This is a genomic window from Rhodococcus sp. NPDC056506, from assembly GCF_042794945.1.
Classification (GTDB): Bacteria; Actinomycetota; Actinomycetes; order Mycobacteriales; family Mycobacteriaceae; genus Rhodococcus_F.
Genome location: NZ_JBHTSW010000054.1, coordinates 20,391 through 35,693, shown reverse-complemented (window position 1 = coordinate 35,693; position 15,303 = coordinate 20,391). Strand labels below are relative to the sequence as shown.

Genomic DNA, 15,303 nt, shown 5'->3' with positions numbered 1-15,303 from the left:
GAACACCAAAAGGTGTTCCTACGCCCCAGACGTGTCTTCAAGCGTCAGACAGCTGGTATCGGCGAGCCGGTCGGCGTGAACTGGCGGGTCTTGCCCGCGGCCCAAACTGCTGCCGTCGCAGCCGTGCACAGCCCGGCACCAGCGACGTGCATGATCACGAGAACTTCCGGCACATCGGTGAAGTACTGCACGACGCCGATGAGTGACTGCGCGAGGATAAGTCCCAGCAGAACCTTCAAGCGGAGCTTCACGGCCGCTGACGTTCCGACCGCGTAAAGGCCGAAGGTCAGTCCCACGACCAGCGCGAGGTATCCGACCAGCAGCTGCGAGTGCAGATGAACAAGCGTTACGATCTCGACCTCCAGGCGAGGCACCGTGCGTTCCAGTCCCTTGTCGCCCGCGTGTGGGCCTGCACCCGTTACGAGGGTGCCGGCGACGAGCACGCCGGCAAGCGCAACTCCGGACAGAGCGGTCAGCCAGCGCAGCGGCTTCGGCATCACGATCAGCGTTGTAGCCTCGTCGGGTTCGGCGATCTTCGCGTACATCACCGTGGCAACCCAGACCATCAGCATCGACGCAACCAGGTGAATGGCGACCGTCCACCACAGCAAGCCTGTGAGGACGGTGATACCGCCGATCACCGCCTGAACGACAGTGCCGAGCGGCATCATCCAGGCGTAGACAAGCACCTCTTTGCGACGGCGAGCGCGAGTCACCGCGAGCACGATTGCAGCCGCGACGATCACAACCAGGAACGTGAGCAGGCGGTTGCCGAACTCGACAGCCTGATGAATGACCGCGACCTGTCCGTGGCCGACCGGGACGAAGCTACCGGGGAAGCACTGCGGCCACGTCGGGCAACCGAGTCCCGAGTCCGTCACGCGCACCACCGCGCCGGTGACAGCGATGCCGCCCTGCGTCAGGATCACGATGAACGCGATGATCTTCTGCGTTTTCAGCGAGGGGAGAGGTAGTCGATCCACCAAGCGCAAAAATCCGGCATACACACGATTCACCACGCCAACGATCGTAGTTCCCCATCAACTACACAGTGTCGTTGGGGCCAGCTCGCTCCGCGCCTGCCCCGCGTCGTTGGGGCCAGCTCGCTCCGCGCCTGCCCCGCGTCGTTGGGGCCAGCTCGCTCCGCGCCTGCCCCGCGTCGTTGGGGGCTAGGCGTTTGAAGCAAGCGCGAAGCGATATGCCTCGCGCCAATGGGGCAAGCGCGCGTCAGTTTGCGCGAACGCGCACGATTCCCGAGATCGTGCCCTGGAAGTACTCGCCCGACTCGGTGATGAGCGCAGACATCTGAAGGGTGTCGTTGAGGATGGTCGACGGCAGGGGAGTCGAACCGATCTGCGACCCGTCCTTCGAGTCGATCACCGCGAACGAGTACCCGTCCAGCGGCGAGGTGTTCGCAGCGCCGTCCCGGGTGGCGGTGTAGATCGCACCGTCAGCCGTCGAGAGGTGCGGGACCGCGGAGCTTCGAATCGTGTTGTCCCACACGACATGGCAGCCGACCGGGTCGATGTCGACGCGGGTCATGCCGCCGTTGAAGGGTGCCGTGGCGGGGACCGCCGGGCCGGCGCCTTCAGGAGTTGTGGGGTACGGGTATCCGTAAGTGCCGGCGACGTAGACCGAATGACCGATGCCGACGGGCGAGTTCTCGCTGCCGCTCGGTGAGCCGTCCTGGCTTGCAGCGGACAACACCGGTTGCGTGCACACCTCGGCGCCCGTGTCAGCGCGATAGACGTGCAAGCTCACCGTCGGATGCGCGTTGTCGACGATGGTCAAGAAATCGCTGCCCGTCGACGGGCCGAAGTACGTCGGAGTCGATCCGGTACCCCAGCTGAGCTGACCCGGATTGCGGGCCGGCCCGCGATCGTACGGCTGACGCCAGTCGACGACGACCTCGTCGCCGCTTAGCTTCAGCTGGTAGAGCGCGTGGGTAGTGGCGACGGCAGTACCCGTCGGGGAGGTGGAGATGCTGTTCTGCACCTGTTCACCCTCGGGGAGAGCGATGCTGTGCGCGATTCGATCCGTGCCGACATACCCGACGGTGCCGTGCCCGGTGGCGAACCAGACATTGCCTTCCCAGTCCGGAGCGAGGCCGGTGACGTTGTCGTTGGCGGAAACCGCACCACTGAGATCGACGGTATCGGCGAGTTCCAACCGCCAACTGCCGTCCGGATTCTGAGCATGGGAAATGCGGACCAACTGACGATTTCCGTCGACCGCGACGAGGCGGTTCTCGTTGTCGAGGTACGCGTAGACGCCGCCGAGGAGACTGCCCTTCGCGAGCGGCAGTTGCGCTACGGATCTACCCAACGGCGTGGCGTCGGCCTTCGGATCGATCAAATGGATGGTCGGGATCTGGCCGATCATCGTCGTGCAGAGCGAGACGATCATGCCGTCGGAACCCTGCAGGACCGTCGGGCAGGCAGCCATCATCGGGAAGGCGGTCACTTCGTGGGGGCCGGTTCCGGGTCCGGGCAGCGGAGTGACGTCGGACGAGCCCGCGTCACCGTGCATGGTGGAGGTACCGACGGGACCGAGGTACGGATTTGCAGGTGCGAGTGGACCGGACACCGAGGGAGTCGCCGTTGCGGGTCCGGCACACAAAATCACTGTTGCGGCCACACAGCCGACGATTTGAGCGCTCCGTCGTGTACTCACGTGAACTTGAACCACCTTGCTGCGAAGATACCGGCCACCGCGGCCCAGATGAGAAGTACGAGAATCGAGAACCAGTCCATCGAGGTGTCGAGGGCCGCTTCGAGAGCGTGTGCGAGAGCACCGGACGGAACAACGCGCACCAGCGTGTGAACAGCGGTCGGAAGTTCGCCACTGGCGAAGACCACACTGCCGATACCCACCATGATGAACCACAAGACGTTGGCGAGAGCGAGAACGATCTCCGCTCGCAAAGTGCCGCCGAGCAGCAGTCCCAGCGCCGCAAACGTGACAGTACCGATGGCAATGACCGCTGCGCCGAGTACCAGTTCGGCGAACGACGGACGCCACCCCAACGCCAAACCGATTGCGCCGAGCAGCAATGACTGCAGTGCCACGACGATGATGACGGCAGCGCTCTTGCCTGCGATGATTCCCCACCGCGGTAGCGGCGTCGCACCGAGTCGTTTGAGCGCGCCGTATCGGCGATCGAATCCGACGGCGATGGCCTGTCCGGTGAACGCCGTCGACATCACGGCAACCATCATGACACCAGGGAGCACGGTATCGACCCGAGAATCGCCCAAATCGCCGATCGGCAGTAGACACAGTCCGATGAGCAGGGTGATCGGGATGAACATGGTCAGCAGCAATTGCTCACCGTTGCGGAGCAGAAGAGTCAGTTCCAGTTTGGTCTGCGCCGCCAGCATTTTTGCCGCCGAACTGGGGCGGGGATCCGGCGAGAAAGTGCCCGGCTCGAAGCGGTTCTCGGCGAGCCGGCGTTCCCTGGCTCCGTTGGCAGTCCCACTGTTCTGGCCGTTCGCTGCTGTTTCGTTCATGACCTTGATCTCCGTCATCCCCTCAGTTCCCGGCCCGTCAATTCGAGGAAGACGTCTTCCAGACTCCGTTGATCGACGCGGATGTCGTTGATCAGCACGTCCTGATCGGCACACCACGTCGCGACAGTCGCCACGGTTGCCGGATCGATTGCACCTTCGACGACGTAGGTGCCGGGATTGGATTCCTCGACGCGGAACCCGGCGAGTGAGCCGACCAGCGAGTCGAGGCTCAAACCGGGAACCGTCGTCAGACGGAGTTGGCCTTCGGCGCCCTTGCTGGTGACCTCGGCCGGCGTTCCCGACGCGACGATCTTGCCGTGGTCGATGATGACCAATTCGTCGGCGAGCGCTTCGGCCTCGTCCATGAGGTGCGTGGTGAGCAGGACGCTGACGCCATCGCGGCGCAGAGCGTCGATGAGTTCCCACACGAGTAGACGTGCCTGAGCGTCGAGTCCAGCGGTGGGTTCGTCGAGAAATACCAACTCGGGACGGCCGACAAGCGCGCACGCCAGAGACAGTCGTTGCTGCTGGCCGCCGGAAAGGCGACGGTAAGGCGTCTTGCGCGCATCGGTGAGGCCGAGTTTGGAAAGGAGCCAGGCGGGATCGAGTGGGTCGGCAGAGTATGCGGCGACGAGGTCGAGCATTTCTCCGGCCTTGGACCCGGGGTATGCGCCGCCGCCCTGCAGCATGACGCCGATTCGCGAGCGGACTTCACCGGAGTCGGCGATGGGGTCGAGACCGAGCACTCGAACGGTGCCGGCATCGGGGGTGACAAACCCTTCGCACATCTCGACGGTTGTTGTCTTACCGGCTCCGTTGGGGCCGAGCAGGGCAACGACCTGGGCCGTCTCGACAGTGAGATCGATACCGTCGACGGCTCGAACACCGTCGAAGGACTTGACGACACCCTGGATCTGTACCGCCGGCGTCGACGATCTGGAGGCTCTCGAGGTCACGGGGAATCAGCGTAAGCCCCCGCCGAGTTGTCTTCGTCTACCGGTCCGCCTTTCGTGATCTCCGCTACTGGCTTGTCGCTACGCCAGGGGAGTGAATTGCGGGTGAAGACGATGAGCGTTCCGGCGGTGAGGATGGTCGCGATGACGGCCTGCACGATCATGAACGGAAGGTATTCGGCGCCGTTCGACATCAACATGACGCTGACGATCGAGGTGAAGACCACAGCGGGGATGCGGAAAATCGGCGCAGTAGCCCAGGCTGCGAGCGGAAGTATCGCCCACAGCAGGTACCAGGGCTGAACGACCGGGAACAGGAGAACGATGGCCCCGAGTGCGATGCCGAGTCCACCGACCGGGTGAATGCGGCCCATGTACACCGAGATCATCATCCGCGCGGTGATGAGAATGGCAACCAGGTACGCGATCGGCCGCGTGATCGTGAGGATTGCCGTCGTGTGATCGCCGAGTCCGAGCAGTACACCTGCCAATCCAGTGCCGACGCCCAGGAGCGTCGGGATGGACATCCAACTCCGCACCGCCGTAGCGGTGTCGAGGGTGTTGATCCACCCCATACCGAGCCCACTGGCCACGCTGATGACGAACGTGACGACGGCGGCAACGATGCCCAGAAGAATCGCAGCTCCCGCCAAGGCTTTCCAGGTTCCACCCCAACGCCGGGCCAGAGCCATACCGACAAATCCGAGTGCCAGCAAGGACGGAATTTTGACAGTCGACGACAACGCGATCAAACCTGATCCCGCAATGAGATAGAACAGCGCTCGGCCACGGATGGGCCCGGACCCTTCGACTGCGCGGAGGGCGATCTCGATTCCGGCGAGCATCAACCCGAGCATGAGCGCTTCGTTGTGGATGCCGGCCACCAAGTGGAAGAGCAGCAGCGGGTTCGCGGCTCCGAGCCAGAGTGAACTGACTGCGGAGACGCCGCATCGCTTGGCCAGTCGAGGTATCGCCCACACGATGAGCGCGACGCCCGCCAATGCGAGCAAGCGGTGCAAGAAGATTCCGGCCACGATGTTGTCGCCGGTCAGTGAGCTGATCCCGCGTCCCAGCCACAGGAAGAACGGCCCGTACGGAGCCGGCGTGTCCCGCCAGATGGTCGGAACAGTTCGGGTGAGAACGTGGTCGACGCCCAGTGCCGCCTTGGGGCCGATGGCGTACGGATCGAGTCCTCGGGCCGCGATTTCGCTTTGTGCCAGATACGAGTAGACGTCGCGGCTGAACATCGGCGGTGCGACGGAGAGCGGCAGGATCCACAGCAGGAGTGTGCGGTCCAACTGAGAGCGGGTCATGCGCCGCGGTGCGCCGGATCGGCTGCGTATGTCGCCGACGGCGAATCGGCCCATCATCAGCCAGGCGAGAACGACGAGCACCGTTCCGGTCATCGTCATGGTGAGCGAGACCGTCGGCATACGTCCGGGAAGGCTGAGGACTCGAAGGCCGGCGGTCGGATTCTGCAGGACGGGTTGTGCGCCGGCGCCGAGCGCCCCCACTGCCATCAACACTGCGCCGGTCGCTCCGAATCGACGGATACCTCGCAGTTGCGCGGTTTCCTTCGCGTTCAGGCCCGGGCGCTCGCTTTCGTCGCCGTGCAACACCGCGGCCATACTTTGCCGGGGAGCGGAACCGAAAGGCCGAACGCCGATCGTGGAAAGCGCGAGTGCCTTGGGTTTGTCCAGCAGGATCGCGCGCGCCGATCGCGCGGTCGTCGTCTTCTCGGGGGTCTGCGGCACACCAGGCAGCGTAGCGGCTCGATACAGCCGGACAGACAAGCACAAACAACGTGCGCTGTCCGGATATTCCCGAATGTAATGCAGGTTGCCCTTAGTAGACCTGCGAAAAGAATTCGGTCACACTTGTGTTGTGAAAAGAAATGCGTCAGACCCTCGAAGCAAGGAAGTTGCAGGTCAGCCCACTGTAGCGACCTCGCCGAGTGCTGCCGCAAATCCGGTGACGGTGAGCGTCGAAGGCCAGACCCGGGCCGCAGTGGTCAAGCTGCTACTCGAAGAAGGCCCCATTACGGCCTCCGAAATCGGCACACGCCTCGGTTTGAGTGCCGCAGGTGTCCGACGTCACTTAGACGCGTTGATCGAGTCCGGTGAAGCACGAACGGCTTCGGCGGCGTCGCTGCGCCAGCGCGGACGCGGTCGACCTGCCAAGCAGTTCCAGATCACCGCAACCGGTCGCGGGCGCCTCGGCCATACCTACGACGATCTGGCGGGAGCCGCGATGCGGCAACTTCGCGAAATCGGCGGAGACGCGGCAATCGAGGAGTTCGCCAAGCGTCGGGTTCAGGCCATCGTCGGAGACGTCGAACCGGCTGATCCGACAGATGTGGACAACGTCGAGGCGACAGCGGATGCAATCGCCGAAGCTTTCAATGCGGTGGGGTTCGCAGCGTCGACCCGGCCGGTAGGCAACGGCGTACAGATCTGCCAACATCACTGCCCGGTTTCCCATGTGGCAGAAGAGTTTCCGGAACTGTGCGAGGCAGAGCAGCAAGCATTCCGGCAGTTGCTCGGAACGCATGTCCAGCGCCTGGCGACCATCGCCAACGGTGACTGCGCCTGCACGACGCACGTGCCCCTCGTGTCCACCGGGAGTAGATGACCGGACCACAGTGTTCTACAGAGCGTTGCTCTACTGAGCGTTACCCCAGAGCAGCGTTCGAATAGAGATTTTTCAGCTAGTTCCTCAAAGTCAGAACTGCTCGACCGCAGCGACCAGCCCTCGCTGAGACCGAGCAGCCGTCAAGAAACAAGACTCCGGAAGGAGCTCGCATGACCGTCACATCAGACCAGGCGACTACCACTGCAGCTGCAGGCACCGAGCCGCTCACGCAGGAAGAGACCATCGCGTCCCTCGGTCATTACGGCTACGGCTGGTCCGATTCCGACGAAGCCGGAGCCAGCGCGCAGCGCGGACTCTCCGAGGCTGTCGTGCGGGACATCTCCGCGAAGAAGAGCGAGCCGGAGTGGATGCTCGACATCCGCCTCAAGGCTCTGCGCACCTTCGACAAGAAGCCGATGCCGAACTGGGGCTCCGACCTCGAAGGCATCCACTTCGACAACATCAAGTACTTCGTGCGCTCGAGCGAGAAGCAGGCCGAGTCCTGGGAAGACCTGCCCGAGGACATCAAGAACACGTACGACAAGCTCGGCATCCCCGAGGCGGAGAAGCAGCGCCTCGTTGCCGGTGTCGCAGCTCAGTACGAGTCCGAGGTCGTCTACCACTCGATCCGTGAGGATCTCGAGGAGCAGGGTGTCATCTTCCTCGACACGGACACCGGTCTCAAGCAGCACCCGGAGCTGTTCAAGGAGTACTTCGGATCGGTCATCCCGGCCGGCGACAACAAGTTCTCCGCGCTGAACACCGCTGTGTGGTCGGGCGGCTCGTTCATCTACGTTCCGCCGGGAGTCCACGTGGACATCCCGCTGCAGGCGTACTTCCGCATCAACACCGAGAACATGGGTCAGTTCGAGCGCACCCTGATCATCGTCGACGAAGATGCCTCCGTGCACTACGTCGAGGGTTGCACCGCGCCGATCTACAAGTCCGATTCACTGCACTCGGCCGTGGTCGAGATCATCGTGAAGAAGGGCGGCCACTGCCGCTACACGACCATCCAGAACTGGTCCAACAACGTCTACAACCTGGTGACCAAGCGCACCAAGGTCGAGGCCGGCGGATCCATGGAGTGGGTCGACGGCAACATCGGCTCCAAGGTCACCATGAAGTACCCGGCCGTCTGGCTGATGGGTGAGTACGCCCGCGGTGAGGTTCTCTCCGTTGCGTTCTCCGGCGAGGGTCAGCACCAGGACACCGGCGCCAAGATGCTCCACCTCGCGCCGCACACGTCCTCGACCATCATCAGCAAGTCCGTCGCCCGTGGCGGTGGACGCGCGTCGTACCGCGGTCTGGTGCAGGTCAACAAGGGTGCCCACGGCTCCAAGTCGACCGTCAAGTGTGACGCTCTGCTCGTCGACCAGATCAGCCGAAGCGACACCTACCCGTACGTCGACATCCGCGAGGACGACGTCACCATGGGTCACGAGGCCACGGTTTCCAAGGTCAGTGACGATCAGCTCTTCTACCTGATGAGCCGCGGACTGACCGAGGACGAAGCGATGGCCACCATTGTGCGTGGATTCGTCGAGCCCATCGCGAAGGAACTCCCGATGGAGTACGCGCTCGAGCTCAACCGCCTTATCGAACTTCAGATGGAAGGGGCTGTGGGTTAGTGACCACGCCAGAGACCGGAGTCATCGGAGCTGTTGCCGGGGAGAACCCGACCGCTCCTGTAAAGGGTGCAGCCACCGGCTCACCCATCACGAACAAGGGCGAGCAGTTCTCCTCGTTCGACGTCAACGCATTCGAGGTCCCGGGCGGACGTGACGAGATCTGGCGGTTCACCCCGCTGCGTCGTCTGCGTGGATTGCACGACGGCAGCGCAGTTGCCAACGCTCAGGTCACCGTCGAGGTGGACGGTGGCGGCGACATCACCGTCGAGACCGTCGGCCGTGACGACGAGCGTTTGGGCAAGGCTGGTGTTCCTGCGGATCGCATTGCAGCGCAGGCATATTCGAGCTTCGAGACTGCGACGGTCATCTCGGTTGGCGCCGAGGTCGAGGTCGAGAAGCCCGTCGTGGTCACCATGACCGGCCCCGGAGTCGACAATGTCGCCTACGGACATACCCAGATTCGTCTGGCGCAGTTCGCCAAGGCGACGTTCGTCATCGACCAGCGCGGCAGCGGAACCTTCGCGGAGAACATCGAATTCGTTCTCGGTGACAGCTCGCAGCTGACCGTCGTGGCCATTCAGGACTGGGCGGACGACGCAGTTCACGTGACGTCACACCACGCTCGCCTGAACCGCGACGCAGTGCTCCGGTACACCTCGATCAGCCTGGGCGGCGACCTGGTTCGCCTGTCCGCCACCGTCAAGTACGACGGACCGGGCGGCGACGCCGAACTGCTCGGCCTGTACTTCGCCGACGCCGGCCAGCATCTGGAACAGCGTCTGCTGGTGGACCATTCGCAGCCCAACTGCAAGTCCAACGTGGTCTACAAGGGCGCGCTTCAGGGAGATCCCGGATCCGGCAAGCCCGACGCGCACACCGTGTGGATCGGCGACGTTCTCATCCGCGCCGCAGCGGAGGGCACCGACACGTTCGAGCTCAACCGCAACCTGGTGCTGACCGACGGCGCCCGCGCCGACTCGGTTCCGAACCTCGAAATCGAGACCGGTGAGATCGTCGGAGCCGGCCACGCAAGTGCAACGGGACGTTTCGACGACGAGCAGCTGTTCTACCTGCGTGCTCGCGGTATCCCGGAGGATCAGGCGCGTCGTCTGGTCGTACGTGGGTTCTTCCACGAAATCATCAACAAGATCGCTGTTCCCGAGGTGCGCGATCGCCTCGAAGCCGCGGTCGAAGCCGAACTTGCAGCAGTCGGCTCCTGACCGCCCTGCCGGCGACCACCCCGTCGCTACGCTCGCCCCGCCTCATCTTGAAGGAATTTCATGTCTACCAGTGACAACACCACCACACCGGCCATCTCGGTCCTCGAGGTTCGTGACCTGCACGTCGAGGTTGCGAACTCCGACGCCAACGCCGAGCCCATCCAGATCCTCAAGGGCGTCGACCTGACGGTCCGCTCCGGCGAGACCCACGCGATCATGGGCCCCAACGGCTCCGGCAAGTCGACTCTGTCGTACGCCATCGCCGGTCACCCGAAGTACCAGGTCACCTCCGGTTCGATCACCCTCAACGGTGAAGACGTCCTCGCGATGAGCGTCGACGAGCGCGCACGCGCCGGGCTGTTCCTGGCCATGCAGTACCCCGTCGAGGTTCCCGGCGTCTCCATGTCCAACTTCCTTCGCACCGCCGCTACGGCAGTGCGCGGCGAGGCTCCCAAGCTGCGCCACTGGGTCAAGGAAGTCAAGGAAGCCCTCAGCGAGCTCGAGATCGACCCCTCGTTCATCGAGCGCTCGGTCAACGAAGGCTTCTCCGGTGGTGAGAAGAAGCGCCACGAGATCCTGCAGCTGGGCATGCTCAAGCCGAAGATCGCGATTCTCGACGAGACCGACTCCGGCCTCGACGTCGATGCTCTGCGCACGGTCTCCGAAGGCGTCAACCGCTACAAGGAGCGCGAGAACGGCGGAGTTCTGCTGATCACGCACTACACGCGCATCCTGCGCTACATCAACCCCGACTTCGTCCACGTGTTCGTCGGTGGCCGCATCGTCGAGTCCGGCGGACCGGAACTGGCCGACGAGCTCGAGACCAACGGCTACGTTCGTTTCACCGCGGACACCGCAGCTACCCAGGGAGCGTAATCACGATGACCACCTCGGTGCGCGAGCTCGACGTCACAGCGGTTCGGGCCGACTTCCCGATCCTGGCGCGGACCGTGCGCGACGGAAAACCTCTGGTGTACTTGGATTCCGGCGCTACCTCGCAGCGTCCGGTCCAGGTTCTCGATGCCGAACGGGACTTCCTGACGACGTGTAACGCGGCAGTACACCGGGGTGCTCATCAGCTCGCAGAAGAGGCGACGGACGCGTACGAGAATGCTCGCGCCACCATCGCTTCCTTCGTGGGTGCGGATTCGGACGAGTTGGTGTTCACCAAGAACGCCACCGAGGCTCTCAATCTGGTGACCTACGTTCTCGGTGACGATCGCTTCGACCGCCATGTCGGTCCTGGCGACGAAATCGTCATCACCGAACTCGAACACCACGCCAACCTCGTTCCCTGGCAGGAACTTGCGCGCCGAACCGGTGCCACGCTCAAGTGGTACGGCGTCACCGACGACGGCCGGATCGATCTCGATTCGCTGGAGTTGACGGACGCGGTGAAGGTTGTTTCGTTCACCCACCAGTCCAACGTGACCGGCGCGATCGCACCGGTCGAGGAATTGGTGCGACGAGCACGCGCCGTCGGTGCGCTCGTCGTGCTCGACGCGTGCCAGTCGGTGCCTCACATGGCGGTCGACTTCCACGAACTGGGAGTGGACTACGCGGCGTTCTCCGGTCACAAGATGCTAGGCCCTTCCGGGGTCGGAGTTCTCTACGGCCGTCGTGAACTGCTGGCAGCGATGCCTCCGTTCATCACCGGCGGATCGATGATCGAGACGGTCACCATGGAGGTCAGCACTTACGCGCCGCCGCCTCAGCGTTTCGAGGCAGGCGTACCGATGACCTCACAGGTGGTCGGGCTGGGCGCTGCCGTGGATTACCTGAACACCTTCGGGATGGACGCAGTCGCCGCGCACGAGCACGTGTTGGTGGAGGCTGCTCTCGAAAAGTTGTCGGCGATCGAAGGTCTGCGCATCATCGGACCGCAGACGTCCGAGAACCGCGGCGGAGCGATTTCCTTTGTCGTGGACGGTATTCACGCCCACGACCTCGGACAGATCCTCGACGACGAGGGCGTCGCGATTCGCGTCGGACACCATTGTGCGTGGCCGCTGCATCGTAAGTTCGGTGTCGCTGCGACGGCCCGTGCGTCGTTTGCGCTCTACAACACCACCGCGGAAATCGATGTTCTCGTTGCCGCGATCAAGCGTGCGCAGGAATTTTTCGGTGTCGCAGGGGAGTTGAACTGAATCATGCGCATGGAGCAGATGTATCAGGAAGTGATCCTCGATCACTACAAACATCCGCACGGCCGCGGACTCCGTGAGCCGTTCGGCGCCGAGGTGCACCACGTCAACCCGACGTGTGGCGACGAGGTGACGTTGCGCGTCCAGATCTCCGAGGACGGAACGGTCTCCGACGTCTCGTACGACGGGCAGGGTTGTTCGATCAGCCAGGCGTCGACGTCGGTGCTTAACGACCTCGTCATCGGGATGCAGGTCACCGACGCACTGAAGACGGTGACGGCGTTCAGCGAAATGGTGAGCAGTCGGGGCACCGTCGAGGGGGACGAGGACGTTCTCGGCGACGGCATCGCCTTCGTCGGCGTCTCGAAGTACCCGGCACGCGTCAAGTGCGCCTTGCTCGGATGGATGGCATTCAAGGATGCTGTAGTCCAGATTGTCGACGGCGGTGCAGTCACGACGGCGGACAGCAGTGAATTGGTCGACACGACTGAAGGACAGGGATCATGACCGAGACACAACCAGTGCAGGACGCCGAGGTCGGCGTTCCGGTGAATCCGAATCCCGATTCCACTGCGGAATTCGGTGGCGCACAGGGCAGTGGCACTGTTCCGTCGCCTGAGCGACTCGACGAACTCGAAGAAGCGATGCGCGACGTCGTCGACCCCGAACTGGGAATCAACGTCGTCGATCTCGGCTTGGTCTACGGACTCTTCGAAGACGACGGCGTCGTCACGATCGACATGACTCTGACGTCGGCGGCGTGCCCGTTAACCGACGTGATCGAGGACCAGGCACGCGGTGCACTGGTGCGTAGCGATCTGTGTACCGACATGAAGATCAACTGGGTGTGGTTGCCGCCGTGGGGACCGGACAAGATCACCGAGGACGGACGCGAGCAGCTGCGCGCACTCGGCTTCACCGTCTGACGAGGAATCTCAGCACGATCAACTGAATAGATTTCACCGGAGCGTCGGTGCCCGTTCGTCGGGTACCGGCGCTTCGGTTTGTTATATAGGGCCGTTTTAGCCATGATATTCAGGACAATAGTCCCAAATGGTTGTTTGATGAATATTTGCTGGAAGCTGACTCATCGGTAACATCGCAGCTGATTGTCACGATGTGATCTCCGGCGGGCGATTTGCCAGTTTCCGTCGGACCTTTCCAACGTATTCGTCTTATTTCGAAGTACCCCGATCAGTTCCAGGCGTCCAGCGGGCGCATATACCTGTTTGCATCATGATCAAGTTGTAAGAGGGAGATTCGTGTGGATGGCAGTCCCGACCGAGGAATCGTTTCCGCAGCTCGTCCGGACGACGAACTCACCTTCCCTCTTTCTGCCGCGCAACTCTCCCTACTTGTCGCACAACAGCTTCGACCCGAGATACCGGTCAGCATCGCTCAGTACGTCGATGTGGACGGCCCGCTCGACATCGACCTGCTGACCGCTGCCAGTAAGCAGACCGGCCGAGAGATCGGTTCCGGATACCTGCGCCTGGTCGAGGTGGACGGGGTTGCGCGTCAGTGGCTCGATGTCGACATGGACGATTCCCTCGACGTGGTCGACCTGCGCACCGAATCGGATCCGGAATCGGCGGCGCGCGAATGGATGCGGCGCGAGCACACCGCCGCCATCGACCCGTTCACCGATCGCCTGGTCAGGCTCGCGGTCCTGATTCTTCGCGACGACCATTCCTACTGGTACAGCCGCATCCATCACGTAGCCCTCGACGGTTTCGGTGCGATGTCGATGATGAACCGCACGGCCGAGATCTACACCGCCGCCGTACGGGATCTGCCAGTTCCCCCAGTGGTAACTGCGCCTCTCGAGGCTTTGGTGAAGGCTGAATCCGACTATCTGGGCTCCACGCGGTGGGAGCGCGATCGCGACTACTGGACTACGAAGATGGCCGACAAGCCGAGCGGAACCTCGCTCGCGTCCTCGACCGCTCCGTCGCAGGCCTGGTCACGGCTGCGGTCGGCGACGGTGCCTGAACAGCTGCGGCGCTCCCTCGAACGCCTTGCCGAAGCGCACGACGTGACGACGTCCTCGGTGGTGATCGGCGCTCTGGCCGCCTACCTCGCCCGGGCGATCGGAACTCGCGATGTCGTGCTCAGCCTCCCGGTTTCGGGGCGGACGACAAAGGCTGCTCGAAGGTCCGGCGGAATGATGTCGAACGTCGTCCCGATACGCGCGAGCGTCGACCCCTACTTCGCAGTGGGGGACTTGCTTCGTGAGGTGAAGCTCGAACTCACCGGCGCACTGCGTCATCAGAAGTACCGCCACGAGGACCTGCGACGCGTCCTCAACGCCGGTGATCACAGTATCGCCGACGGCCGCGGCTTCCACGGACCGCTGATCAACCTCATGCTGTTCCACTCCGGAATCACCCTCGGCGGCGCGCACGGCGAACTCCACGTGATCTCGACCGGGCCGATCGAAGACCTCTCGGTCAACGTCTATCAGACTTCCGCAGCCGAAGGGATCCAGATCGACTTCGCCGCCAATCCAGACCTCTACACCGACGAGGACATTTCGCGTCACCATCGACGGTTCCTCGAATTCCTCGAATTGTTCTGTGCCGCAGAATCGGGAACTCGATTGATGGACATCGACCCGGACGCCGCGGGGAAGTGGATCGCAGAAGTACAGCACGCCCGCAACGTCGAATACTGGTCGTCGACATTGTCGAACCCGGCCGAGGAACTGGGGTTGCCGGTCGTCGCCGGAACCGGTCGAACGTCCACGCCCCTCCAGATCGAGGCAGACCTCTGCCGCCGCCTCGAGACGATGGCGACGACGATGAACACGAGTCTGTTCGTGCTGTTCCAGTCTGCGATGACCGGACTGCTGCGCCGCGTCGGTTCGGCCGACGAGGTGTCGATCGGAGTCTCGGTTCGCGGATACGGCGCCTCGAATCCGGACGACTTCGTCTCGATGTTCGCCAACCAGCTGGTGCTTCGCTCGATGGTGTCGAACACCATGACGCTCACCGATCTGGTCGGCGCGGTGGACACCGTCGCGATCGACGCCTTCGAACACGCAGACATTCTTCTGTCTTCGGTGACCGCCGCCCTCGGCGACGGTCGATGGGTGGAGACGGGCCCGCTGTTCCGGGCGATGGTCTGCTTCGAGGAACCGCTCGATGCACACCCGAGATTTCCGGGACTCATGGTCGGTGCGCCGATCGGGTCCGACCTCGCGACAGCTCCGGAAC

The 15,303-nt window shown here is 63.3% G+C and carries 13 protein-coding genes; 8 read left to right on the top strand and 5 right to left on the bottom strand.

The features are described 5' to 3' along the window. Positions 1-44: 44 nt before the first annotated feature. From ACFQ6H_RS27145 to mptB, 5 genes are all read right to left on the bottom strand, one after another. The gene (locus tag ACFQ6H_RS27145; RefSeq protein ID WP_378533107.1) at positions 45-1,019 is read right to left on the bottom strand and encodes a heme A synthase; all 975 of its coding nucleotides are present in this window, start codon (positions 1,017-1,019) and stop codon (positions 45-47) included. A 208-nt stretch (positions 1,020-1,227) separates the two neighbouring features. Next, positions 1,228-2,688 (bottom strand): hypothetical protein, encoded by a 1,461-nt coding sequence (locus tag ACFQ6H_RS27140; protein ID WP_378649816.1) that lies wholly within the window; start codon positions 2,686-2,688, stop codon positions 1,228-1,230. Continuing rightward, positions 2,670-3,509 carry an ABC transporter permease gene (locus ACFQ6H_RS27135; RefSeq protein WP_378649814.1) on the bottom strand — a complete coding sequence of 280 codons (840 nt, stop codon included), beginning with the start codon at positions 3,507-3,509 and terminating at the stop codon, positions 2,670-2,672. Before ACFQ6H_RS27135 ends, ACFQ6H_RS27140 begins: the two co-directional genes overlap by 19 nt. Positions 3,510-3,523: 14 nt before the next feature. Further along, the gene (locus ACFQ6H_RS27130; protein ID WP_378533103.1) at positions 3,524-4,465 is read right to left on the bottom strand and encodes an ABC transporter ATP-binding protein; all 942 of its coding nucleotides are present in this window, start codon (positions 4,463-4,465) and stop codon (positions 3,524-3,526) included. Beyond that, on the bottom strand, positions 4,462-6,216 hold the full coding sequence (gene mptB, locus ACFQ6H_RS27125) for a polyprenol phosphomannose-dependent alpha 1,6 mannosyltransferase MptB (RefSeq protein ID WP_378533101.1): 1,755 nt from the start codon (positions 6,214-6,216) through the stop codon (positions 4,462-4,464). The genes ACFQ6H_RS27130 and mptB overlap by 4 nt, the downstream gene beginning before the upstream one ends. A 130-nt stretch (positions 6,217-6,346) precedes the next feature. On the opposite strand from mptB, the gene ACFQ6H_RS27120 reads away from it, so the two are divergent. The 8 genes from ACFQ6H_RS27120 to ACFQ6H_RS27085 form a co-directional block, all read left to right on the top strand. After that, the gene (locus ACFQ6H_RS27120) at positions 6,347-7,093 is read left to right on the top strand and encodes a metalloregulator ArsR/SmtB family transcription factor (RefSeq protein ID WP_076948451.1); all 747 of its coding nucleotides are present in this window, start codon (positions 6,347-6,349) and stop codon (positions 7,091-7,093) included. A 170-nt stretch (positions 7,094-7,263) separates the two neighbouring features. Next, positions 7,264-8,724: a Fe-S cluster assembly protein SufB gene (gene sufB / locus ACFQ6H_RS27115; RefSeq protein WP_003944799.1), complete on the top strand. Its 1,461-nt coding sequence runs from the start codon at positions 7,264-7,266 to the stop codon at positions 8,722-8,724. Next, positions 8,724-9,944: a Fe-S cluster assembly protein SufD gene (gene sufD / locus ACFQ6H_RS27110; RefSeq protein WP_378533099.1), complete on the top strand. Its 1,221-nt coding sequence runs from the start codon at positions 8,724-8,726 to the stop codon at positions 9,942-9,944. Before sufB ends, sufD begins: the two co-directional genes overlap by 1 nt. Before the next feature lie 60 nt (positions 9,945-10,004). Next, positions 10,005-10,820 (top strand): Fe-S cluster assembly ATPase SufC, encoded by an 816-nt coding sequence (sufC, locus tag ACFQ6H_RS27105; RefSeq protein ID WP_230815582.1) that lies wholly within the window; start codon positions 10,005-10,007, stop codon positions 10,818-10,820. Positions 10,821-10,825: 5 nt separating this feature from the next. Then, the gene (locus ACFQ6H_RS27100; protein ID WP_003944865.1) at positions 10,826-12,091 is read left to right on the top strand and encodes a cysteine desulfurase; all 1,266 of its coding nucleotides are present in this window, start codon (positions 10,826-10,828) and stop codon (positions 12,089-12,091) included. Between the two features lie 3 nt (positions 12,092-12,094). Then, positions 12,095-12,595 (top strand): Fe-S cluster assembly sulfur transfer protein SufU, encoded by a 501-nt coding sequence (gene sufU / locus ACFQ6H_RS27095; RefSeq protein WP_378649782.1) that lies wholly within the window; start codon positions 12,095-12,097, stop codon positions 12,593-12,595. Continuing rightward, positions 12,592-13,014: a metal-sulfur cluster assembly factor gene (locus ACFQ6H_RS27090; RefSeq protein ID WP_378649780.1), complete on the top strand. Its 423-nt coding sequence runs from the start codon at positions 12,592-12,594 to the stop codon at positions 13,012-13,014. The genes sufU and ACFQ6H_RS27090 overlap by 4 nt, the downstream gene beginning before the upstream one ends. Positions 13,015-13,352: 338 nt before the next feature. Further along, a partial coding sequence (locus tag ACFQ6H_RS27085) for a condensation domain-containing protein (RefSeq protein WP_378649778.1) occupies positions 13,353-15,303 on the top strand: 1,951 nt, incomplete at its 3' end.